We start from the raw sequence: 21,986 nt of genomic DNA on the forward strand, positions 1-21,986 counted from the left end.
GTCCTCGTGAACGAACCCAGAGAAGTGAAGATGTACTCGGACTACAAGAGTCCGTACGCCTATCTCGCCTTCGACCCGGCCTTCGCCCTCGAGCAACGCTTTTGGGTGCGTGTCCGATGGATTCCGTTCCAGCTCCGGATCAAAGACCGCGGCCAGCGCAGCGTCTATTCCGACTACAAGGCCAAGTACTCTTACCTCGACGCGCGGCGGTGGGCGAAACCGCGCGGGATCATCATCCGCGCGCCGCAGAAGGTTTACGACTCGACGCCGGCGCTGGTCGGCGGACTGTTCGCCGAATCCAAGGGCCGCCTGCTCGACTACAGCCGCAGGGTCTATGAGCTGTTCTTCCGGCGCGCGCTTGAGATCGACCAGCCCGAGGTGGTGGCGGCGATGATCGCGGATCTCAAGATGTCCGCTGACGAGTATCGCGCGTACCTGGGCGGCGAGGGGATGCGCGCGCTCGAACGCGCCCAGGCCGAGGCCGCCGAGGATCACATCTTCGGCGTGCCGATTTTCCTCTTCGGCGGCGAGCCGTTCTGGGGTCACGACCGCCTGCCGCTGCTGGAGCAGCGCCTGCGCGAGGCCGGCCTCGCGCGCTAGCCCAGCGGGCTCCCGAGCCCGCGCAGGCTATGCTCATTCGGCCAAAACGTGTACACCAGGCAGCGGCTGGGAGGGCAGGGCGAGGCGTATCGCCCGCAACCATCAGGGAGAGACGACGATGAAATTCGGAATCATGTTCGACACCCACATCGACAAGTGGGATCTCATCCGCTATGCCGAGGAGCTCGGCTACGACAACGCCTGGGTGCCCGACTCGCAGATGATCTGGTCGGATTGTTATGCGACGATGGCGCTGGCGGCGTTCAACACCAAACGCATCCGCATCGGCACCGGCGTCGCGATCCCGGGCACGCGGATCGCGCCGGTCACCGCCCATTCGATCGCGACCATCAACCAGCTCGCGCCCGGCCGCGTTTTCCTCGGCATCGGCACCGGCCATACCGCGATGCGCGTGATGGGACAGGACCCGATGCCGCCACGCGAGTTCCGCGAATACCTGCGCGTGGTGCGCGGGCTGCTCGCCGGCGAGGAGGTTGATTACACCTACGCCGGCAAGACCCGCCAGATAAAGTTCCTCCATCTCGACCGCCACTTCATCAACATCTCCAACCCCATCCCGATCTACGTCGCCGCCAATGGACCGCAGGCGCTGCGTGCGACCGGCGCCTACGGCGACGGCTGGATCACGGTCAGCGGCAACCCCGAGGATTTCCGCTACTCGATGGAGGCGGTCAGGGCGGGGGCGCAGGAAGTCGGCCGCACGATCGGCCCGGATTTTCACACCGCATGCCTGACCACCGCGTGCGTCCTGCGGCCGGGCGAGAAGCTCAGCGATGAGCGCGTGGTCAACGAGACCGGCTCGCAGGTTACCTGCACGCTCCATTTCGCATGGGAGATCTGGAAGCAGCGCGGCAAGAAGGACGAACTGATCCCGCCATTCTTCGCCAACGTGTGGGACGACTACGTAAGGCGCGTCGAGAACTTTAGCCTGCCCGAGACCGCGCGCTTTCGCCAGATCCACGAGGGCCACTGCACGTTTCTTCAGCCCGAGGAGCGCCGCTTTGTCACGCCCGAGGCGATCGCCGGGGTATGCGTGGTCGGCACACCGGAGGAGATTATCGAGCGGTTGCGCGCGATGGAGAGGGCGGGAGTGAAGGAAGTCGCGCTGCTGCCGCCGGCCGACTACCAGCGCAAGGTCTTCCGCGACGTCGCCGAGATGGTGATGCCGGCCTTCAGGTAGCCGAAGCTGATAGCAGGTGCCGTGCGCGAGCGGCCCGTGCGCGCTTACTCGATGCCATAGCGTTTGCGCCGGCGCCAGAGCGTGGTGACGTTGATGCCGAGCGTGGCCGCGGCTTCCTCGAGCGTCGCGCTCTGCGCGAGGACGCGCGCGATGTGCTTTCGCTCGACTTCGTCGAGGCTTGCCGTTTGGCCAATCTCGGCAGTCTCCGCAGTCCGCTCGCGGAAGAGCGAATCGGGCAGGTCGTTGAGTGTAATCGCTTCGCTGCGGCTCAGCACGGCGGCGCGCTCGAGCGCGTTGCGCAACTCGCGCACGTTGCCCGGCCATCGGTAAGCCTGAATCGCCGCCGCCGCTTCCGGCGCCAGGCATATCGGCGGACGGCGGTTGCGCACGCTTGCCGCCGCAAGCAGCCATTCGGCCAGCGGCAGGATATCCTCGCGGCGCTCGCGCAGCGGCGGTACTGCCAGCGAGATCACGTTGAGGCGGTAGAACAGATCCTCGCGGAAGCGGCGCGCGGCGACCTCGGCGTCAAGGTCGCGGTTGGAGGCGGCGATAATCCGAATGTCAACGCGGATGGTGCGGTCGCCGCCGACCCGCTCGAAGCTCTGTTCCTGCACGAAGCGCAGAAACTTGGTCTGGAGCGCGCCCGAGAGATCGGCGATCTCGTCGAGGAACACGGTGCCGCCGTCGGCCGCTTCCAGCCGTCCGGGTTTGTCCTTGATCGCGCCGGTAAACGCGCCGCGCACGTGGCCGAACAGCTCGCTCTCGAGCAGCTCCTCGGAAAGCGTCGTGCAATTGACCACGACGAAGGGGCGCTCGTGGCGCGGGCTCCATTGATGGATTTGGCGGGCGAGCACGTTCTTGCCGGTGCCGCTCTCGCCGGCGAGCAAGATGGTGGCGTCGCTGGCGGCGGCCTGACGCGCTATCTCGAGCAGCCGCACCATCGCCGGGCTGCGCGACTCGAGCATCGGCGCCTCGTCGATCGCGTTGCGCAGCGCGCGGTTCTCGGCTTGGAGGCGCTGCATCTGGAGCGCGCGTTCGACGATGGGCTGGATCTGATCGAGCGAGAATGGCTTGGTGACATAGTCGTACGCGCCCGCCTTCATCGCGGCCACCGCGTTCTCCACCGTCGCGTAGGCGGTCATCAGAATGACGACGGTTTCCGGGCGGCGGCGCTTGAAGTCGGCGAGCAGCTCGAGCCCGTTGATCTCCGCCATCCGGTAGTCGGTCAGCACGAGGTCAAAGCCGTTTTCCTCGGCCAACGTGCTCGCCTCGCGCCCGCTGGCGGCGGTGTGCACCTCGTGGCCGAGCACTTCAAAGAAGGCCGCCAGGCTCGAGCGGATATTGCGCTCGTCGTCGACTATAAGCAGCCGCACCGTCATGCCTCCCGCGTTGCGGGCAGCTGAACGACGAAGCGGCTGCCGTGGGGCGTGTTGCCGGTCACGAAAATTCTTCCGCTGTGCGCCATCACGATGTCTTTGACGATCGCCAGCCCGAGCCCGGCCGAGCCTTTCTTCTCGCCGTCGGCGCCGTACTGCGCGAAGCGTTCGAAGATGTAGTCGCGCAGCTCGGGCGCGATGCCGGGGCCGGAGTCGGCGACCTCAAGGCGCACGGTGTCGTCAGCCGAGCTGGTCGCGACCTCGATCCGTCCACCGGCGGGCGTGTAGCGCAGCGCGTTGCCGATCAGGTTGGAGACCAACCACGACAGCTTGACCGGGTCGCCGGTGACCTGCGGCACCGCCTCGACATGCTTATCGAGCCGCACGTGCTTGTCTTCGAGCTGGAGGGCGAAGCGGCCGATGACTTCGTCGGTGATGCGCGCCAGGTCCAGGCGCTTACGGGCGAGCGAGATCGAGCCCAATTCGCCGCGGGCAAGGCCAAGCAGGTTGTCGGTGAGCTGCTTCATCCGCGCGCACTCCTCGAGGATGGTGCGCAGCAGTTCGCGCTGGCGCGGCTCGAGCGAGACCTCATCACGCTGCAGCAATTGCGCGGAGAGCGTGAGCGAAGTCAGCGGTGTGCGCAGCTCGTGCGAGAGCGTCTCGATCAGGTTGGAGCGCGCGCGGTCCTGGTCGCGCAGGTAGGTTACGTCCTGGAGGATGAGCAGCGTGCCGAAAACGCCATCGGTGTCGTCCCGGCGCAGCGCGATCGGCTTGAGCACGTAGGAGTGATCGCGCCCGCGCACGTGGAGCTGCACTTCGGTGCGCGGAACTTCGGGCGCTGCGCGCCTGAGTCCGCGCAGCGCGTCGCGCACACGCAGGTAATGCGGCGAGTTGCTGCTCAGATCGTCGAACGGACTGCCCAGCGCCTCGCGCGGCGCGATGTCGAGGATGAGCGAGGCGATCTCGTTGATATGGGTGACTACGCCCTCGGGGTCGATCAGCACCACGCCATCCTCGAGGCTCTCGATAATCGCTTCGGTCTTGCGCTTTTCGAAGAGCAGGCGCTCGACATTGAGCTTCTCGTACTGCTCGAGCTGCTCGGCCATCTGGTTGAATTCGCGCGCCACCGCGTCGAGCTCGGCCAGCGGCTGCGGCCCCAGGCGCACCTGCGTACGCCGCTGGCTTACTCCGCGCAGGCGCTCGGCGAGCTCGGTCAGCGGCCGCGCCAAAGCCCATCCGAAGCCCCACGACACCGCCGCGCCTGCGAGCAACAGCACCGCCAGGCAGATTGCGAACTCGTAGCTCAGCCGAGTGCCGAGGCGGGTCGCGCGGCTGTTGGCGCGGAACATCGCCGCCTGGTTCATCGCGATGAGGTCGTTTAGGCGCGCGTGCAGCTCCTCGAACTGCCGATCGTGCCGCGGCCCCGGCGGCGCGCTTGCAATCTCGCCGAACAGCCGCCGCGCGCGCTGCTCGATATCATGCGCGAGCTGGGGCTCGCCGATCTCCGTGTAGTCGTGGTTCTCGACCTCCATCCAGTGCATGAAGGTCTGGCGCTGGCGCGCCAGCTCTTCGGCTGCGCGGCCGTCGCGCTCGGCGAGCTGGAGCACGCGCAGCGCGGCGTGCATGTGCTGGGCCGCTTCGATGCTGACGTAGTTGCGGTACAGGGTTTCGCGGATCGCGCCGCCGAGGCGGTAGACGCGGGGCAGCGCGTAGATTCCGACGCCCATCACCAGCGCTAGCATCAGCAGCGTGGCATTGCGGATGCGCGAGCGCAGGGAGGGCAGCGCGCTCATCGCTCTTCCCCGGCCTGGATGGCCACGACTTCAACGTCGAAGTCGACCGCCTCCTCGAGCAGGCGCTTGGTGATGTCGCGCCCGAGCAGACGGCGCCACAGCGGCTGATGCGTGCGGCCGAGCACGATCTTGGTGATCCCGTGCGTACGGGCGAAGTCCAGCAGCGCCTGCGTCACGTTGTCCGATTTAAGCCACACGCTTTCGGCGCCGAGATCGCTGGCGAGGTTGATGTTGTCAAGCAGGGCCACGAAGTCGCGAGTGCTGATGCGGCTGACCGACTCGGCCGGAGTCTCAACATGCACGGCATACCAGTCGGCGCCAAGCTGGCCGGCGATGCGGCAGGCCTTGCGCAGCAGCTCGCGCGCGGCGTGCGGATTGGACGATAGCCCGACCATCACCCGCTCGGCCGGCTGGGCGCGGCGTCCGCCCTCGCGCTGGAGCGCCTCGCGATCCTCGCGCTGGCGGCAGAGCCCGCGCGCGACCTCACGCAGCGCGATCTCGCGCAGCGAGGCCAGGTTGCTGGGCTTGAAAAAGCTGCGCAACGCCTGTTCGACCTGCGGCGGCGGGTAGATTTTGCCCTCGCGCAGCCGCTCGCGCAGCGCCTCGGCGGTGATGTCGACATTGACCACCTGGTCGGCGCGGGCTAGAAAGCTGTCGGGCACGGTCTCACGCACGTCGACCCCGGTGAGCCGCTTCATCAGCGGGTTCAAACTCTCGACGTGCTGGATATTCATCGCAGTGATTACGTTGATGCCCGCGGCGAGCAGTTCCTCGACGTCCTGGTAGCGTTTCTCGTGCTTGGAGCCGGGGACGTTGGTGTGCGCAAGTTCGTCGACCACCACGACCTCAGGCTTGCGCGCCAAAGTCGCGTCCAGGTCCATCTCCTCCACCGTCGTGCCGCGATACTCGACGCGCCGGCGCGGGATCACTTCGAGGTCTCCAACCTTGGTCAGCGTTTCGGCGCGGCCGTGGGTCTCGATCAGCCCGAGCACCACATCGACGCCGTGCTCGCGGAGTTGATGCGCTTCCTCCAGCATCCGCCAGGTCTTGCCCACGCCCGCTGCGGCACCGATATAAATCTTGAGCCTGCCCTTCGGCGACTGGGCGACCAGGTCGAGAAATGATTCAGGCTCAGGCCGCTCCTCGTCCATCCAGCTTAGTATACGCCGCGCTCGGTCTCTCAGCGCTGTCGCTGACCGAGGTGGTCGAGGGCCAGGTTCAGGTCCAGGACGTTGACGCCGGGCTCGCCAAACACGCCGGCGAATCGCGGGCGGGTGTGCTCGCGCACGAGACCCTCCACCACGTCAGGGCTCAGGCCGCGCGCTTTAGCGACGCGTGCGACCTGGAGTTGCGCGTCGGCTGGGCTAATCTCCGGGTCGAGGCCGCTGCCCGAGGCGGTAACCATTCCCGTCGGCACCTGCTGAGGCGTGGCGCCCGGGTTCTCTTCGAGCACCTTGTGCAGCGCGTCCCGGACGTCGTCGATGAGCTTGCGGTTGGTCGGGCCGAGGTTGGAGCCGCCCGAGTCGGAAGCGTCGTAGCCCCTGGCGCCGGCATCCGAAGGTCGGGGATGGAAGTAGCGCGCCTGGGTGAAGCTCTGGCCGATCAACTCTGAGCCGATTACCTGCCCGCTGCGCACGATGAGGCTGCCATTGGCCTGCCAGGGGAAGGCAGTCTGCGCGATTACATAGACCGCGAGCGGATAGATGATGCCGGTCACCACCGTCAGCGCTATCACCATCGCGATCGCGGAAAGCAGCGTGCGCATGTCTCGCTTCCTTATGCCAGGTGCAGAGCTGCGACTAGCAAATCAATCGCCTTGATGCCGATGAACGGGATGAGCACGCCGCCCAGGCCGTAGATGAAGAGGTTGCGGGTCAGGATCGCCGCCGCGCCGAGCGGGCGGTAGGCAACGCCGCGCAGCGCCAGCGGGATGAGCGCGATGATGATCAGCGCGTTGAAGATGACCGCCGACAGAATCGCGCTCTGCGGAGTTGCCAGGTGCATGATGTTGAGCGACTGGAGTTCGGGATATTCCACCACGAACATCGCCGGGATGATCGCGAAATACTTGGCGACGTCGTTGGCGATCGAAAAAGTGGTCAGCGCGCCGCGCGTCATCAGAAGCTGCTTGCCGATCTCGACGACCTCCATGATTTTGGTCGGGTTGGAGTCGAGGTCGACCATATTGCCGGCCTCGCGCGCGGCCTGGGTGCCGGCGTTCATCGCGACCCCGACGTCGGCCTGCGCCAGCGCCGGCGCGTCATTGGTGCCGTCACCGATCATCGCGACCAGTTTGCCCTGCGCCTGCTCCTCGCGGATGAGCTGGAGCTTGGTCTCGGGCGTGGCTTCGGCGCGAAAGTCGTCGACGCCGGCCTCATAGGCGATGGCGGCGGCGGTCAACGGATTGTCGCCGGTGATCATCACCGTACGCATGCCCATCGCGCGCAGGCGGGCGAAACGCTCGCGGATGCCCTCCTTGATAATGTCTTTGAGGTGAATCACGCCGAGCACGCGCGGGCCGTCGGCGACCACCAGCGGCGTGCCGCCCGCGCGCGCGATGCGCTCGACGATTCCCGCCAACTCGGGCGGCGCGGCGCCGCCGTTTTCCCTGACGAACTTCACCACTTGGTCGGCTGCGCCCTTGCGTACTCGGCGGCCGTTGAGGTTCACCCCGCTCATGCGGGTCTGCGCCGAGAACGGGATGAATTCCGCCTCATGCTCGGCGAGTTCGCGTCCGCGGAGGTTGTATTCGCGCTTGGCCAGCACCATGATCGAGCGGCCCTCCGGCGTCTCGTCGGCGAGCGAGGCCAATTGCGCGGCGTCGGCCAGTTCCTCGATTCGGGTGTCGAGCACGGGGATGAACTCGGTTGCCATCCGGTTGCCGAGCGTGATCGTGCCGGTCTTGTCGAGCAGCAGGGTGTCAACGTCGCCGGCCGCCTCGACCGCGCGCCCTGACATCGCGAGCACGTTGTGCTGAACGAGCCGGTCCATCCCGGCGATGCCGATTGCCGAGAGCAGGCCGCCAATGGTCGTGGGAATCAGGCATACCAGCAGCGCAACCAGCACCGGCAGCGAAAGCGAGGTTCCGCCGTAGCGCGCGAACGGATAGAGGCTCACGCAGACCAGCATGAAGATGATCGTCAGGCCGGCGAGCAGGATGCTGAGCGCGATTTCGTTGGGCGTCTTCTGGCGCTGCGCGCCCTCGACCAGGTTAATCATGCGATCGAGGAAGGTCTCGCCGGGGTTGGCAGTGATGCGCACCTTGATGTGGTCCGAGATAACCGTGGTGCCGCCGGTTACCGCGCTGCGGTCACCGCCGCTCTCGCGAATCACCGGCGCCGATTCGCCGGTTATCGCCGCCTCGTTGACCGCCGCGATTCCCTCGATCACTTCGCCGTCGCCGGGAATCATGGCGCCCGCCTCGACCAGCACTATGTCGCCGCGTTTGAGCCTGGTCGCCGGCACCATCCGCACCGCGCCGTCCTGCCCGACCAGCTTGGCCTGGGTCTCGGTGCGGGTCTTGCGCAGGTTATCGGCTTGCGCCTTGCCGCGCCCCTCTGCCATCGCTTCGGCAAAGTTCGCAAACCCCACCGCGAACCACAGCCATAGCGCGATTTGAAACTCGAAGAGGGCGAGCCCGAACTGTCCCTCGAGAAAGTCGCGGATCAGGATCAGGGTGACCGCGGCCGCGGTGACCTCGACCACAAACATCACCGGGTTGCGTAGCTGGATGCGCGGGTCGAACTTGCGCATCGAGTTGAACAGCGCGCCCCGCACGATCTGACGGTCCCACAGCGCCGTCGCCTTACGCTCTGCCATCGCGATTCACTCCTTGCCCATTACAGGTAGTGCGCGCGACGCGGCCCTAGTAGAGCTTGCCCTTCATCATGACGAGGTGTTCGACGATCGGCCCCAGCGCGTCGACCGGGAAGAACGTCAGCGCGGCGACGATCAGGACCACGCCGACCAGCAGCACGACGAAGATCGCGCCATTGGTAGGAAAGGTCCCGGCGCTCGGTGGTACCGCCTTCTTGCCCGCCAGCGACCCGGCCAGCGCGAGCACCGGGATCTTCATCATGAAACGGCCGAACAGCATCACGAACGCAAGCGTCGAGTTATAGAAGGGGGTGTTCGCATTGAGCCCGGCGAAGGCCGAGCCGTTGTTGGCTGAGGCCTCGGTGTAGGCGTAGAGAATCTGCGTGAGGCCGTGCGGCCCGGGATTTGTGATCCCGGCAAGGCCAGGCTTGGTCACCACGGCGATGCCGGCCAGGATCAAGATCACCGCGGGAAAGATCAGGATGAAGAGCATAGCGAGCTTCATCTCGCGCCCCTCGATCTTCTTGCCCAGGTACTCCGGCGTGCGCCCCACCATCAGCCCCGCGATGAACACCGCGAGCACCGCCATCACCAGCATCCCGTAAAGTCCCGAACCGACGCCGCCGAAGATGATCTCGCCGAGCTGCATGTTGACCAGGGGGACCAGTCCGCCGAGCGGGGTGAAACTGTCGTGCATCGAGTTCACCGCGCCGCACGAGCTGTCGGTAGTGACCGTCGCCCACAGCGCCGAGTCAACGATGCCGAAGCGCGTCTCCTTGCCCTCCATGTTGCCGCCGCTGTCGCCGGGCGCGGCGGCCTGGCTGATTCCCAGTTTGGCGAACTCGGGATTGCCCCGTTGCTCGGCCCAAATCGCTGGCGTCACGCCCATCAGAAAGAGGATTGCCATCGCGCCGAACAACGCCCATCCCTGACGCCGGTCACCCGTCATTTGGCCGAAGGTGTGCGTCAGCGCCGCGCCGATCGCGAAGATCGCCAACAGCTCAATCAAGTCGCTGAGCGGAGTAGGGTTTTCATAGGGGTGGGCGGCGTTGGCGTTGAAGAAGCCGCCACCGTTGGTCCCGAGTTCCTTGATGATCTCCTGCGAAGCGACTGGACCTTCGGCGATCACCTGCTCGGCGCCCTCGACGGTCCTTGCATGGACATAAGGGCTAAAGTTCTGCGGCACCCCCTGCCATACCAGCGCCAGCGCGCCGACTAGCGAGATCGGCAGCAGCACCCACAGCGTCGCGCGAGTCAAATCGACCCAGAAGTTGCCGATGGTCCTCGCGCCGGAGCGGACGAAGCCGTGGATAACCGCAATCGCGACCGCGATGCCGGCCGCGGCGGAGACAAAATTGTGAAAGGCGAGCCCGGCCATCTGCGTCAGATAGCTCATCGTGGTTTCGCCGCCGTAGGCCTGCCAGTTGGTATTGGTGGTGAAGCTTGCCGCCGTGTCGAAAGCGAGATCGGGCGCGACTCCGGCGAAGTGCTGCGGGTTGAGCGGCAGGAACGCCTGCAAGCGCTGCATCGCGTAGAGCACGATCATTCCGACCATGCTGAACAGCAGCATCGCGATCGCGTACTCCCGCCAAGTCATCTCCGCGCCCGGACGTACGCCGCACAACCGATAGATCAGGCGTTCGACCGGCTCCAGCATCGGGTCGAGGAAGGTCCGCTCGCGGGCGAACACGCGCGCCATGTAAAGGCCGAGCGGCACGCTTACCGCGGTGACGATAGCGAGAAAAATCCCCACCTGGAGGACGGCATTCCACATGATGAGCGGCCTTGCACGCGCGGCTAGAAGCGCTCGGGGTGCAGCAGCGCCCAGACCAGGTAGGCGATCAGAAGGACTGCGCCCACCGAACCCAAGATCAACTCCCAACCGCTCATAGCCGGCGGCATCCTTCGACATAGGCGACGCTGATCGCGAAGAAGGTGACGCTCGCCGCGAGGAAGACTAGATCCAGCATGTCAGCCTTAAAAGCAGAAGCCGTGCCAGAACCAACACGGCTCAGAAGCGGGAATTTTCCACCCCCTCCGTAATTCAGGATGCAGACTGCACTGGGAGGCCTTGCACTTCGCAATCGCTTGAAGAGCAACGACTCACCAGCCGTCAGAGCGTCAGCCGCGGGTGGCGGCGGAACCAACAATGTGTTCGGATGGCGCGGCGCACGGGAACGCGTGGGCACAACGAGCCGAGCGTTTCCGGCCAGCGTGGCTTACTAACCATGTTTCAATCCAAAAAGAACGAAACCATCCAAGGGCCGAAGCGCCGGTTCCGCCCCCGACGACCGCTATCGGACTCGTCGGGCACGCCAGTTAGATCGCGAGCCGCCTGATGCGTTGCGCGCCGTGCAGTCGAGCCGCTACAGTGGCACGGACGCGAGCGCAGCACGGAATCCGTCCATGAATGCAGAAAGCTACTCTCCGCGTCGGAGTTTTCAGTCGTATGGTACGACATGGAATCACGGCGCCACTTGAGGCGTTCCAGAATCAGCACTTCGTGGAACTCGTGCGGACGGCCGAACGTTGCGGCTATGTCGACGTGTGGTCGTTTGAATCGTTTGCGACCGACGCCTTCGCGCCGCTGGCGGCGGCGGCGATGATCGCGCCGAAGATGCGCCTGGGCACGGCGATCGTGCCGGTTTTCACGCGGCCGCCAGCACTGATCGCGATGTCGGCGGCGACGGTTCAGCAACTTTCGAGCGGGCGTTTCGTCCTGGGCCTGGGAATTTCCAGCCGGACTATCGTCGAGCAATGGATGGGCGTGCCGTTCGAGCACCCGCTGACGCGCCTGCGCGAGACGGTCGCCGCGATTCGCGATTCGTTCCGCGGCGGCAAGGTGAACTTCAGCGGCAAGACCGTGCACATCAACGGCTTCCGCCTCAGCGTGACCCTGGATACGCCGCCGCCGATCTATCTCGGCGCCCAGGGCGCGAAGATGCTCCGGCTGGCCGGCGAGATCGGCGACGGGCTAATCACCAACTTCGTCACGCCGGCGACGCTGCCCGCGATGCTCGAGCACGTGCGCGAGGGGCGGCGCGCCGCGGGCAAGGATCCCGCCGCGCCGCTCGACGTCGTCTGCCGCATCATGATCGCCGTCGATGACGACGAGGAGAAGGTGCGCGCTGAATTGCGGCGCCATCTGACCGCCTACGTGACGGTCCCGACCTACAACGCCTTCTTCCGCGAGATCGGCTTCGAACGCGAGGCCAGGCTCGCGTTGGAGGCGTGGAACGCCGGCGACCGCAAGGCGGCGCTCGCCTCGCTGCCCGAGCGGATGATCGAAGAGATCTACGTCTTCGGCAGCGTCGCCAACTGCCGACGGCGGTTAGAGCAATACCTCCGGGCCGGCGTGACGACGACCGCGCTCGAGTTCGAGTCGTTTGCCCCCGATCCGAAGGAGCGTCGCGCGCGTATTCTGCGCGCGGCCGAGCGCTTGGCGCCGGCCTAGCGCGCGGCGATCGGCTTCGCGCCCGCGGTGTAGTAGCGGATCAGCTCGGTGGTGACTTCGGGTCCGCCGACGAACGCGGTGCCCTGCTGCCGGAGCATCCGGTACGGCGGTGTGGACTCGAAGTAGAGCGTGTTGCGCGGCACGAACGGTTTGATCACGTGCAGCACGAAGCGCGGCCAGTTCGGCATCAGCGTGCCGACGTCGGCCTGCGCGGTGACCTTGAGAGCGGAAAAATCCCCGGCCGGCACCCGGATATGTTCGGTGCCGGTGGCGGAGACTTCCTGGCCGACGTAGCTGTAGGGCGAGAGCTGCTGATGTAGCGTGCCGGCGCCTCCGTTGCGCGGCGCGTCGAGCGCGCGCAGGAACGCCATCGCCGGGATCGCGTCGGGATAAAGGTCCTGCGGCAGGGCGTCGGCGCCGGCCAGATGCAGTCCCGGATCGTTACGCCAGAACGTGCTCTTCAGCGCGCGCCCGCTGTCGTAGAGCGTCCAACCGAACATCGCGCACCCCTGCCGATGCAGCGGGAAGGCCCAGAAGCCGACCGAATACCGCTTGCCGGGGAGCGAGGTAACTTCGATATGCACCGTGTCGTCGCCGGTGATCTCGTTCCACGACTTGATTCGCATCAGCTCCTGGCCGCTGCTGCTGACGCTTTGCCGCGCCTCATCAATCTCGGTGCCGGGCGGCGGCGTCGGAACCGCGGAGCCCGCTTGATGACCGGTCATGCCGTGCCGCATCAGGCCGCGCGCGATCAGCCAGGATTCGAGTTCAGTGGACGCGCTCGCGGAGCCAGCGGCCGGCGCCGGGTGCGGCGCGACATCGATATTTGCGTGGCCAGGCGACGGCGACAGCGCCCCAAGCGTGAGCGCTGCGCCCAACAATCCGACCACAATCAACAGCGGCGCCAACGACGATTTCCTGGCAATCACTAAACCGGATACTCCTTGCGCTCAACGCGCGCTGTTCAGCCGAGGGCGCAATCGCGCATTCGGGCCATTTCGACAATTCAAAAAACCTGGATGCATAGCGCGCGCGCCGAGGCGCCCTGCATTGCCCAGAGCCTTGTGGAAGAGGGGAGAAGAACTAAGCTCGCAGGCGGAGCTATTAATCTAGCGACAGCATCGGGTGCGCGCAACAAAATTGCGCGCGGTCTATACGGACTCGGCGCCTCGTCGTGGCGCGCTGTCCCCAAAAGATGCAGCCGGTGTTCGGTTATTTGGACACCGCCGGTTCCGCGTGCGCGGCCAGCTCGGTGGTCAGCTCGCGCGCGAGTTGCGACGGGTCGGCGTCGTCCGGCAGAACCAGCAGCAGCGAATTGAGCCGATGGGTTCCGGCGGCGAGATTCTCCCATCCGGTCATCAGGTAGCCGACCTGGAGTGTCGCGCCGGTGCAACCTTGCGCCGCCGCCGCCGCCGGCGAGGTTCCGTCGCAATAATAGAGTTGCGGCCGGATGACGTCGAGGTCGGGCGACGGCAGAAACGTCTGGACGATGGTTTTACCGCCGCCGCGCATCGCCAGCCATCTGACGTGCGGCGGATCGCGCTGAATCGCCTCCACGACGCTGGCCGCGGGGTCGTCCAGCCGGAGGGGCTGGCCGTTCATGCCCGACCAGAACAGACTGAAACCCCTGAGCCCGACGAAGTCCAGCCAGGTGCGCACCCGCACGTTGCCGAAGAACACGCGCGGCAGCCATAACACGCGCGCGACGAACGCGTCTTGCGCGTAGTCGCGGTAGAAGAATTCGCGGCTGACGACTTGGGGCGATTGGATCCCCAAAATCAGCTTGACCGAATGGGCCACGCGGCGGATCAGGCGAATCGGTCCCAGATGCCACGCCAGCACCCGGTTGGTCACGCCCTCGCCGCTGAGCCTGAGCTTGAAAACCATCAGCACCCTGGCCGAGACGTGAACCTCGGAGCCTTCGATCAGGCTGGGCGACGCTTCGCCGCGCGCGTCCTTCAGAGCCAACTCGATCGGGAAGTCGCCGCGGAAGACCATCCGGTAGCCGGCGCCCTCAACGCGAGCCGCGGCGGCGTCGTAATGAACATAACGGACCGGGCTCAGGCGCGGGACCGGCGCTGCGGCGATATACGCATAGCGGCGCACGCCTGTGAGGGAATCGAATGCCTCGATCTGAAAGGCGCCCGGAGTCAGCTTTGCCAGCTGCGCCGGCCCGGCGCGGTCGCCCAGGTCGGAGAGCATCATCGCGATCTCGTCGTCGCGGTCGAGAATCCCCGGGCTGTCGTCGGCGACCGGCTGCGGCCCGTCGGGCAGCGCGTATTCGCCGTCGGCTAGGCGCTCATCAACCTGGAAGGGAATCGGCTCGAGCCGCCCGTCGTGGACCGCGAGCACTTCGAGATGGCTCTCGTCGACGCCCACAAATTGCGCAACCGCGGCGCCGCTGATCACAACCGCGCGCCATCGCGCCGAAGCGCTGAGCGGCGCGCCGTGCCCAGCCGCGCCCGCCACGGTCGAAGCAGCGGCCGTGCAGGCCGCCGCGACCATCGCCGCCAGCAATCGCATCATGATCCGACGAAAGCCCGCACTCCCCACGTTATACGGCGCTGGCGCCACGAGATATGGAGCGGGCACTGTGCAGGCGGATGCTTTCCGGGCGGCAACGCGCTATCGAAATAGCGGGAGGCGAGACACCACGATGAGCCGGCACAAGACCGTCGAGATCGACAACACCGCGCAGGCTTTCCTCGAAATGCTCGAAGCGCTCGGCGCACGCTACCTACTGGGCAACGCCGGCACCGACTTTGCTTCGATCATCGACGGGCTTGCGCGCCGCGCGGCCGAGGGTAAGACGGCGCCGCACCCGATGCTGGTGGCGCACGAATGCTGTGCGGTCAGCATGGCGCACGGCTACTACCTGGTGACCGGCGAGCCGGCGGTGGTGATGGTGCATACCACGCCTGGCACCGCCAACGCGCTCGGCGGGCTGATGAATGCGCGGCGGGCGAACGTCCCGATGCTGGTGTGCGCCGGGCGCACGCCGCTGACCGAGAGCGGGCAGCCCGGCAGCCGCGACACGCTGATTCATTGGGGCCAGGAGGCTTTCGACCAGGGCGGACTCGTGCGCGAGTTCGTCAAGTGGGACTACGAGCTGCGCGGCATCGCGCAGCTCGAAGCGGTGCTCCGCCGGGCGTTCGCGGTCGCGATGGCGGAGCCGTGCGGCCCGGTCTATTTGAGCCTGCCGCGCGAGGTGCTGGCCGAGCCGCATCGCGAGTTTACATTTTCAGCCGAAGGGATCGAGCCGCCTGTCGCGCCGCCGGCACCCGCGCCCGCAGCGCTGGAGCAGCTCGCCCGCTTCATCGCCGAATCCGAGCGCCCGCTCATCGTCACCCGCACGCTGGGGCGCAATCCGGCGGCGGTGGGTGCGCTGGTTGCGCTCGCTGAGTCGTTCGCGCTCCCGGTGGTCGAGCATCCCAATCCCGCGCACGTCAACTTCCCCAACAACCACCGGCTGCATCTCGGTTACGATCCCGCGCCGTTTCTTGACGACGCGGATCTGATCCTCGTGATCGACACCGACGTGCCGTGGATTCCCCATCTGCGCAACCCTGGCCCGCGCGCCAGGGTTGTTCATATCGGCGTGGACCCGATTTATTCGCGCTATCCGATCTGGGGCTTTCGGGCCGACCTCGCGCTCCAGGCCGACTCGGCCCTCGCGGTCCCGATGCTCACCGAGGCGCTCGCCGCGAAGCGCTCAGCCTGCGCCGCCACTATCGATCGGCGGGCCGAACGCGTCGCCGGCGAGCATCGCCGCCAGCGCGAGGCGTGGCGCGCCGAGATCGAGGCCGCCGCGCGGGCCGAGACGCCCACGATGGAATGGATCGCACACTGTCTCGATCGCGTGCGCGACCGCGACACGATTTTCATCAACGAGTACGATCTCAGTCTGCGCCACCTCACCCTTGACACGCCGGGCGCCCAGTTCGGCCATTCAACCGCGGGCTATCTGGGATGGGGTGTGGGCGCCGCGCTCGGGGTGAAGCTGGGTGCGCCCGACAAGACCGTCATCGCCGTCGTCGGCGACGGCTCGTACATCTTCAGTGTGCCGAGCGCGTGCCATCTGGCCTCCGCCGCGCACGGGCTGCCGACGCTGACGATCATCGCGAACAACGGCGGATGGGGCGCAGTGCGGCGAGCGGTCGAGAGCGTGCATCCGGAAGGATGGGCGATGCGCGCCGCCGAGATGCCGTTCGTGCGCTTCGGCGTGCGCCCGGCCTACGAGATGTTCGTCCAGGCCTGCGGTGGCCACGGCGAGGCGGTCAGCGACCCGAAGGAACTGCCCGCGGCACTCGAGCGCGCGCTGCGCGCAGTGCGCGACGAGCGGCGCCAGGCCGTGCTCAACGTCACCTGCCGCCCGCTTTGAGCGTAGCGTCAGGCTACGCGCCCTCGCGATTGCGGAAGTTGGAGCGCCCGTTGGGCGGCAGCGTCAGCAGGTCGCGGTTGAAGAAGTCGCTGAGGTACTGGACCAGCTCCCGCATCGAGACCACAGCGATCGGCTGCCCGTGCTCGTCAACCAGCGGGATGTGGCGGAAGCCCTCAGAGAGCATCCGGCTCAGCGCGAAGGCGACGCTGGAGTCGGCGGGCAGCGTGACCGGGTCGCGCGTCATGTATTCGCTCACCGCGGTCCGCTCGAGATCAATCGGATGGCCGGCGACGCGCAGCAGGACGTCGCGCTCGGTGAAGATCCCGACCAGGCGGCCGAACTCGACCACCAGCGCGCAGCTGCGCATCTCGTCCTGCATCGCCGCGATCGTTTCGGCCAGCGAGGAGTTGAAAGTCACCACCAGCGGCTGTTGGGTGGTCACGTCGCTGAGCGTTTCGAGGACGAGGGCGGATTCGAGGTCGGCGGGCCCGGGGCATTCCTCGTCAGAGATCAAATCCGTAACTTCGTCGTCATTGCGCGGCATGTTGAGGCGCCCCCCCTTTGGGACGAATGTAAACCACCTTATGCCCGCGGCGAGGCAACGCAAAGCGCTTTTCCTCGCCGGCCAGGACCTCCTGGAGCGCACAATCCGCGCATCGCTGGCGTCGCGGTTTCCCCGGTTTGACACCGCCGATTTTTCCGTGGTAGCGCCGTAACATGGCCGCGCCGGGGGCGTCGCGCACACACCTTATGGTCGTCGGTCAGCAAGACGCCGCGGCGCGGGAGCAAACGCCATGAACGATCTTCCCGGCTACCGACGGCCTGCACAGGGCGTCCATCCGCCTTATGACCACGCCGCGTACGAAAGCACGCGCAAGCGCGCCCCCAGGCAGGCGCCGATCCGGATCGCGCATACCCTCTCCGAGATAACTGGCCCGGCGCTGGGCGCCGAGCTGGTGCGCCCGGGCGATGCCGATCTGACGCACTTCGCCGGCGGTGAGGCGCTCGGCGAGCGGATTATCGTCACTGGCCGCGTGCTCGACGAAGACGGCCGCCCGCAGCCCAACCTGCTGATCGAGATCTGGCAGGCCAACGCGGCCGGCCGCTACCTGCACGAGGTCGACCAGCACGACGCGCCGCTCGACCCGCACTTCACCGGCGTCGGCCGCGTGGCGACCGACCCCGACGGCGTCTATCGCTTCATAACGATCAAGCCCGGCGCCTACCCGTGGAAGAACCACTACAACGCGTGGCGTCCGAACCATATCCACTTCAGCCTCTTTGGCCCCGGCCTCGCGACGCGGCTCGTCACGCAGATGTACTTTCCCGGCGATCCGCTGCTCAGACTCGATCCGATCTTCAACAGCATCCCCGACTCCGCCGCGCGCGAGCGGCTCGTGGCGGCCTTCGATATCGAGGCTACCGAGCCCGGGCGGGCGCTCGGCTATCGCTTCGATTTCGTGTTGCGCGGGCGCCACGCGACGCCGATGGAGGACTGAGATGGGCCGGGCGCTGACACCGTCGCAGACCGTTGGCCCGTTCTTCCATCGCGCGCTCGTGCGCGAAGGAGGGAACGACCTTGCCGCGCGCGGCGCCAAGGGCGAGCGTGTGGTCATCGAAGGGCGCGTGCTCGACGGCGAGGGCGCGCCGGTCAGCGACGCGATGCTCGAGATCTGGCAGGCCAACGCCGACGGCCGTTACGACCATCCCGAGGACCGGCAGGAGAAGCTGCGCGATCCCAACTTCCACGGCTTCGGCCGCACGGCGACCGACACCGAGGGCCGCTTCCGTTTCACGACCATCAAGCCGGGCGCGCTGCCCGGGCGCGGCGGCGCGCTCCAGGCGCCGCATATCAACGTCATCGTCTTCGCGCGCGGCCTGCTGCGCCATCTGGTCACCCGAATCTACTTTCCCGACGAGCCGCTCAACGCCAGCGACCCCGTGCTCAACGCGGTGCCCGCCGGGCGCCGGGCAACGCTCGTCGCGCGCCGCGCGGCCGCAGGCGGCGGCAGCGCCCCGCAGGTGCTCAATTTCGACATCGTGTTGCAGGGCGCGGACGAGACCGTCTTCCTGGACGTGTAGGCGGGCGGTGGCTCTGATGAACCCCGGCCGGCAGCGATGAGCATCAATCCCGCCGATTCAGAGATCTTCGGCGCGCTCTGGGGGACGCCAGAGATGCGCGCGCTGTTCTCCGATCCCGCGCGCTTTCAGCTGATGCTCGACGTCGAGGCGGCGCTCGCCCGCGCCGAGGCGAAGCTTGGCCTGGTTCCACAAGCCGCCGCTGACGCGGTCGCCAGGGCCGCGCGTTTCGAGAACCTCCACCCCGGGGCGATCGCCGAGGACGTGCGCAAGGCGGGGCAGCCGGTCGCCGCGCTGGTCGCCGAGCTGGGCCGCATCACGGGCGGCGACGCCGCACGCCATATCCATCTTGGCGCGACCACCCAGGACATCGTCGATACTGCGCTGGTGCTCCAGATGCGGCGAGGCTTCGAATACGTGCGCCGCGACCTCGTTGCGCTGGCGCGTGCGCTGGCCGAGCGCGCCGCGCGCTACCGCGACACGCCGATCGCCGGGCGCACTCATCTTCAGCATGCGGTACCGATAAGCTTCGGCTACAAGTGCGCGGTATGGGCGGCGCCGCTCGCCGCCCACCTCGAGCGGCTCGACCAGGCGGCCCGCCGCGTACTGGTCGTGCAGTTCGGCGGCGCCGCCGGCACGTTGGCGACGCTCGGGGCGCGCGGCGCGGCGGTCGCCCAGGCGCTCGCGGACGAGCTCGGACTCGGCGTTCCCGATCTCCCATGGCATGTTGCGCGCGACACGACAGCCGAGGCGGCGGCGCTACTCGGGCTTATCTGCGGCAGCCTCGCGAAGTTCGCACTCGACGTCGCGCTCCTGATGCAATCCGAAGTCGCCGAGGTCTTCGAGCCGCACGAGCCCGGGCGCGGCGGGTCGAGCACGATGCCGCAAAAACGCAATCCGGTCGCCGCCGAGTATATCCTCGCCGCCGCGCGCGAGGTGCACGCGCAGGTCGGCGTGATGATGTCGGCGATGGCGCAGGACCACGAGCGCGCGACCGGCCCGTGGCAGAGCGAAGCGCTCGCGTTGCCGCAGTGCTTCGTACTCACATCGGGCGCGCTTGCGCACGGGCGCGCGATCGCCGAGGGGATGAGCGTCGATACCGAGCGGATGCGCCGCAACCTTGGGCTGAGCGCCGGACTGATCATGGCCGAGGCGGTCGCGGCGGGGCTGACGCCCGCGATGGGGCGCGCGGCGGCGCATCATGTGCTCCAACGCGCCTCCGAGCGCGCGCTTGGCGAGGGCCGTTCGCTCAGCGAAGTCCTGCGCGACGACCCCGAAGTACGCAAGCATCTGGGCGCCGAACAGATCGATCGTCTGATGGATCCCGCCGGCTACCTCGGCTCGGCCGGGGTGTTCGTCGATCGCGTGGTCGCCCGCATCGCGCGCCTTGCGTAAATCAGGCGCCCGCATTGCGGCGTGCTCTTTAGCGGGGCGGGCTCACCTGCCCGCCGCTTTCCGCTCGCCAAAGAAATCCCGGCATCCGCGGCGGTATCAGCAATAGCGTGGCGAGCACCAATGCGCCGAAGGCGAGGTAGGCGATAGTCAACATCCATGCCGGCGCGTCGCAGTAGATTAGCCGATCCAGCCATCGGCCGATGAAGTCGCCGGCATAAGGCTTCGCCGGCGCGCTCACGCGGGTAGTTCTCAAGCGCCGTCAGCGGGCAGCTCCATCCCGCGCAGAAACGTGCATCATAGCCGGCGTCTGTTCCCGTGCGTCAGGCGGAGCTCTGAGCGTTGGGCAGAACATCGTGGCCGTGCGTATGATGGGGTAGGGTGGAAAAGCCCGCATGGCCATGGACATGGGACCTCGAACGCGCGCTGCGATTCTTTCGCTGCTCCTGCTTGCGACGGCGGCTGGATGCGGCGAGACTGCCGCCGCGCGGGCTGCCACCGCGCGGCGCAACTTTGTCCTGGCGCAGCAATATCGCAAGCAGGCGCTGGCGGCGAACGAGCGCGGCGACAGCGCGCGCGCCACGCAGTATTTGCAGCAGGCGCAGATGCATGAGCCGGTGGGCGAGCAGGCTTCGCTTCCGCCCTCGACCACGATGCTTCTGCCGCAGCATCGTGCGATTGCGCCGGCCAGCGGCCCGGTCACCTGCCATACGATCGGCATCAATCGCTTCTCCTGTTTCTGATTCACCATCGTCTGACGCGGCATCGAAGTTGCGTTTTGCGCCGGCGTGGATCGTATGCGGGCAGGGCGGCGCCGCGCGCGGGATATTCGGTTTCTGCCGTGCTGCGCATTGGCGCGCATTGAGCCTCCCTACGCGACGCGCACTCTTGGCTCATGCGCCCGTGGCGCGCTGGGCGCCATTATTTTCGCGCTGCTCGCCATCGCGGCGAGCGTCAGAACCGCGTCGGCCTCCGAATTCGGGATCAGCACCTATCGCCCCGGCCTGATGGACCTCTACTCGGGCTATCTGGCCCCTCCCGGAACGCTGATGGTCAAAAACTTCTTCATGTTTCAGGACGCAAACGAGCGCGCGATCACGTCGGACGGGCGAATCGAGGCGCGCAGCCACACGGTCAGCTACACCAACGCAGTCTTCATTGCGTACGTGACGAAATTCTCCGTGCTCGGTTCGTATTGGGGCGTCGGCGTGATTCCGTTGTTTCGGCTCTCCGAGCAGAGCCTGCGGGTGGGGCCGCGTGGAGTCAGAGGGCCGCGCCAGACCTCGACTTTGGCGGGGCCGGGCGACTTCATCTTCGGGCCGTGCCTGCTGGGATGGAACTTCGGCCAGTTCCATCTTTCTACCTCGTTGATGTTTTACGCGCCCACCGGCAGCTACGACCGCCAACGGATCATCGACATCGGACTCAATCGCTGGGCCTTCGAGCCCGACGTCGGGCTGACCTGGCTGGATGAGCGGACCGGCCGTCACGCCTCGTTGTTCGTCGGCTACACGGTCAACACCGAAAATTCTTCGACCCACTACCTCAGCGGACAGGAGTTCCATGCCGACTTCGTGCTGGCCCAGCACCTTCCGGGCGACTGGGTGCTGGGGATGGCCGGGTATGCCTTTCAGCAGACCACCGGCGATTCGGGCAGCGGAGCCTTATTCGGCCCGTTTCGCGGCCGGGTGCTGGCGCTGGGCCCGCTGGTGGGAAAAACGCTCCGGAGCGCCGAGCTGCCGATCAACTTTTCGCTCAAGTACGATGTCGAGTTTGCGGCGGAGAATCGCTCGACCGGTAACGAGCTATGGTTCAACGCGGCGTTTCGCTTCTGATTAATCCCTCAGGCACGAGGGCTACGGGAGGCAGCCGTCTCAGGTCTGACACGATTTGG

General features: G+C 66.8%; 20 protein-coding genes. 9 read left to right on the forward strand and 11 right to left on the reverse strand.

Going from position 1 to position 21,986, the window contains the following annotated elements; all coding sequences use genetic code 11:
- The first annotated feature begins 6 nt into the window (after positions 1 to 6).
- Both VFB33_16790 and VFB33_16795 read left to right on the forward strand, forming a co-directional pair.
- Positions 7 to 600: a DsbA family protein gene (locus VFB33_16790; GenBank protein HZO83353.1), complete on the forward strand. Its 594-nt coding sequence runs from the start codon at positions 7 to 9 to the stop codon at positions 598 to 600.
- Positions 601 to 718: 118 nt separating this feature from the next.
- Positions 719 to 1,801, forward strand: a complete 1,083-nt coding sequence (locus tag VFB33_16795) for an LLM class flavin-dependent oxidoreductase (protein HZO83354.1) — start codon at positions 719 to 721, stop codon at positions 1,799 to 1,801.
- Positions 1,802 to 1,845: 44 nt separating this feature from the next.
- Here VFB33_16795 and VFB33_16800 read toward each other — a convergent pair whose 3' ends face one another.
- The 7 genes from VFB33_16800 to kdpF are packed head-to-tail and all read right to left on the reverse strand — an operon-like array spanning position 1,846 to position 10,676.
- Positions 1,846 to 3,174, reverse strand: coding sequence for a sigma-54 dependent transcriptional regulator (locus VFB33_16800; protein ID HZO83355.1), 1,329 nt, complete (start codon positions 3,172 to 3,174; stop codon positions 1,846 to 1,848).
- Positions 3,175 to 3,176: 2 nt separating this feature from the next.
- Positions 3,177 to 4,970 (reverse strand): ATP-binding protein, encoded by a 1,794-nt coding sequence (locus tag VFB33_16805; protein HZO83356.1) that lies wholly within the window; start codon positions 4,968 to 4,970, stop codon positions 3,177 to 3,179.
- Positions 4,967 to 6,121, reverse strand: coding sequence for a universal stress protein (locus tag VFB33_16810; protein ID HZO83357.1), 1,155 nt, complete (start codon positions 6,119 to 6,121; stop codon positions 4,967 to 4,969). Before VFB33_16810 ends, VFB33_16805 begins: the two co-directional genes overlap by 4 nt.
- Before the next feature lie 29 nt (positions 6,122 to 6,150).
- On the reverse strand, positions 6,151 to 6,735 hold the full coding sequence (gene kdpC, locus VFB33_16815) for a K(+)-transporting ATPase subunit C (GenBank protein ID HZO83358.1): 585 nt from the start codon (positions 6,733 to 6,735) through the stop codon (positions 6,151 to 6,153).
- Positions 6,736 to 6,746: 11 nt separating this feature from the next.
- Complete coding sequence (gene kdpB / locus VFB33_16820) at positions 6,747 to 8,789, reverse strand: potassium-transporting ATPase subunit KdpB (protein HZO83359.1); 2,043 nt, start codon at positions 8,787 to 8,789, stop codon at positions 6,747 to 6,749.
- A gap of 46 nt (positions 8,790 to 8,835) precedes the next feature.
- Positions 8,836 to 10,560: a potassium-transporting ATPase subunit KdpA gene (gene kdpA / locus VFB33_16825; GenBank protein ID HZO83360.1), complete on the reverse strand. Its 1,725-nt coding sequence runs from the start codon at positions 10,558 to 10,560 to the stop codon at positions 8,836 to 8,838.
- 23 nt (positions 10,561 to 10,583) lie between these two features.
- Positions 10,584 to 10,676 (reverse strand): K(+)-transporting ATPase subunit F, encoded by a 93-nt coding sequence (gene kdpF / locus VFB33_16830; protein HZO83361.1) that lies wholly within the window; start codon positions 10,674 to 10,676, stop codon positions 10,584 to 10,586.
- Between the two features lie 520 nt (positions 10,677 to 11,196).
- Here kdpF and VFB33_16835 point away from each other — a divergent pair.
- Positions 11,197 to 12,240, forward strand: coding sequence for an LLM class F420-dependent oxidoreductase (locus VFB33_16835; GenBank protein ID HZO83362.1), 1,044 nt, complete (start codon positions 11,197 to 11,199; stop codon positions 12,238 to 12,240).
- On the opposite strand, the gene VFB33_16840 is transcribed toward VFB33_16835, so the two are convergent.
- Both VFB33_16840 and VFB33_16845 read right to left on the reverse strand, forming a co-directional pair.
- Positions 12,237 to 12,965, reverse strand: a complete 729-nt coding sequence (locus VFB33_16840; GenBank protein ID HZO83363.1) for a hypothetical protein — start codon at positions 12,963 to 12,965, stop codon at positions 12,237 to 12,239. The genes VFB33_16835 and VFB33_16840 overlap by 4 nt on opposite strands.
- 487 nt (positions 12,966 to 13,452) lie before the next feature.
- Positions 13,453 to 14,763, reverse strand: a complete 1,311-nt coding sequence (locus tag VFB33_16845) for a hypothetical protein (GenBank protein HZO83364.1) — start codon at positions 14,761 to 14,763, stop codon at positions 13,453 to 13,455.
- Between the two features lie 133 nt (positions 14,764 to 14,896).
- Between VFB33_16845 and VFB33_16850 the strand changes: the two genes are divergently transcribed.
- Positions 14,897 to 16,621: a thiamine pyrophosphate-requiring protein gene (locus VFB33_16850; GenBank protein HZO83365.1), complete on the forward strand. Its 1,725-nt coding sequence runs from the start codon at positions 14,897 to 14,899 to the stop codon at positions 16,619 to 16,621.
- A 13-nt stretch (positions 16,622 to 16,634) separates the two neighbouring features.
- Here the strand turns inward: VFB33_16850 and VFB33_16855 are convergent, their stop codons facing one another.
- Positions 16,635 to 17,165 carry a CBS domain-containing protein gene (locus VFB33_16855; protein HZO83366.1) on the reverse strand — a complete coding sequence of 177 codons (531 nt, stop codon included), beginning with the start codon at positions 17,163 to 17,165 and terminating at the stop codon, positions 16,635 to 16,637.
- 250 nt (positions 17,166 to 17,415) lie between these two features.
- Between VFB33_16855 and pcaH the strand changes: the two genes are divergently transcribed.
- The 3 genes from pcaH to pcaB are packed head-to-tail and all read left to right on the forward strand — an operon-like array spanning position 17,416 to position 20,095.
- Positions 17,416 to 18,120 carry a protocatechuate 3,4-dioxygenase subunit beta gene (gene pcaH, locus VFB33_16860; protein ID HZO83367.1) on the forward strand — a complete coding sequence of 235 codons (705 nt, stop codon included), beginning with the start codon at positions 17,416 to 17,418 and terminating at the stop codon, positions 18,118 to 18,120.
- A 1-nt stretch (position 18,121) separates the two neighbouring features.
- Positions 18,122 to 18,703, forward strand: a complete 582-nt coding sequence (gene pcaG, locus VFB33_16865; protein ID HZO83368.1) for a protocatechuate 3,4-dioxygenase subunit alpha — start codon at positions 18,122 to 18,124, stop codon at positions 18,701 to 18,703.
- Between the two features lie 36 nt (positions 18,704 to 18,739).
- A complete protein-coding gene (gene pcaB / locus VFB33_16870) occupies positions 18,740 to 20,095 on the forward strand; it encodes a 3-carboxy-cis,cis-muconate cycloisomerase (GenBank protein ID HZO83369.1) in 1,356 nt (451 codons plus the stop codon).
- Positions 20,096 to 20,123: 28 nt separating this feature from the next.
- Here the strand turns inward: pcaB and VFB33_16875 are convergent, their stop codons facing one another.
- Positions 20,124 to 20,333: a hypothetical protein gene (locus VFB33_16875; GenBank protein ID HZO83370.1), complete on the reverse strand. Its 210-nt coding sequence runs from the start codon at positions 20,331 to 20,333 to the stop codon at positions 20,124 to 20,126.
- 154 nt (positions 20,334 to 20,487) lie between these two features.
- Here VFB33_16875 and VFB33_16880 point away from each other — a divergent pair, with 154 nt between their 5' ends.
- Both VFB33_16880 and VFB33_16885 read left to right on the forward strand, forming a co-directional pair.
- Complete coding sequence (locus tag VFB33_16880) at positions 20,488 to 20,835, forward strand: hypothetical protein (protein HZO83371.1); 348 nt, start codon at positions 20,488 to 20,490, stop codon at positions 20,833 to 20,835.
- 108 nt (positions 20,836 to 20,943) lie between these two features.
- Positions 20,944 to 21,927 carry a transporter gene (locus VFB33_16885; protein ID HZO83372.1) on the forward strand — a complete coding sequence of 328 codons (984 nt, stop codon included), beginning with the start codon at positions 20,944 to 20,946 and terminating at the stop codon, positions 21,925 to 21,927.
- The last annotated feature ends 59 nt before the right edge of the window (positions 21,928 to 21,986 follow it).

The sequence above is a fragment of the Candidatus Binataceae bacterium genome (genome assembly GCA_035650475.1).
Lineage (GTDB): Bacteria > Desulfobacterota > Binatia > Binatales > Binataceae > JAKAVN01.

Coding starts and splice junctions, on each gene's coding strand:
- VFB33_16795 (HZO83354.1), top strand. CDS start 719: ATGAAATTCGGAATCATGTTCGACACCCACATCGACAAGTGGGATCTC.
- VFB33_16805 (HZO83356.1), bottom strand. CDS start 4,970: ATGAGCGCGCTGCCCTCCCTGCGCTCGCGCATCCGCAATGCCACGCTG.
- VFB33_16810 (HZO83357.1), bottom strand. CDS start 6,121: ATGGACGAGGAGCGGCCTGAGCCTGAATCATTTCTCGACCTGGTCGCC.
- kdpC (HZO83358.1), bottom strand. CDS start 6,735: ATGCGCACGCTGCTTTCCGCGATCGCGATGGTGATAGCGCTGACGGTG.
- kdpB (HZO83359.1), bottom strand. CDS start 8,789: ATGGCAGAGCGTAAGGCGACGGCGCTGTGGGACCGTCAGATCGTGCGG.
- kdpA (HZO83360.1), bottom strand. CDS start 10,560: ATGTGGAATGCCGTCCTCCAGGTGGGGATTTTTCTCGCTATCGTCACC.
- kdpF (HZO83361.1), bottom strand. CDS start 10,676: ATGAGCGGTTGGGAGTTGATCTTGGGTTCGGTGGGCGCAGTCCTTCTG.
- VFB33_16835 (HZO83362.1), top strand. CDS start 11,197: ATGCAGAAAGCTACTCTCCGCGTCGGAGTTTTCAGTCGTATGGTACGA.
- VFB33_16840 (HZO83363.1), bottom strand. CDS start 12,965: ATGACCGGTCATCAAGCGGGCTCCGCGGTTCCGACGCCGCCGCCCGGC.
- VFB33_16845 (HZO83364.1), bottom strand. CDS start 14,763: ATGCGATTGCTGGCGGCGATGGTCGCGGCGGCCTGCACGGCCGCTGCT.
- VFB33_16850 (HZO83365.1), top strand. CDS start 14,897: ATGAGCCGGCACAAGACCGTCGAGATCGACAACACCGCGCAGGCTTTC.
- VFB33_16855 (HZO83366.1), bottom strand. CDS start 17,165: ATGCCGCGCAATGACGACGAAGTTACGGATTTGATCTCTGACGAGGAA.
- pcaH (HZO83367.1), top strand. CDS start 17,416: ATGAACGATCTTCCCGGCTACCGACGGCCTGCACAGGGCGTCCATCCG.
- pcaG (HZO83368.1), top strand. CDS start 18,122: ATGGGCCGGGCGCTGACACCGTCGCAGACCGTTGGCCCGTTCTTCCAT.
- pcaB (HZO83369.1), top strand. CDS start 18,740: ATGAGCATCAATCCCGCCGATTCAGAGATCTTCGGCGCGCTCTGGGGG.
- VFB33_16880 (HZO83371.1), top strand. CDS start 20,488: ATGGCCATGGACATGGGACCTCGAACGCGCGCTGCGATTCTTTCGCTG.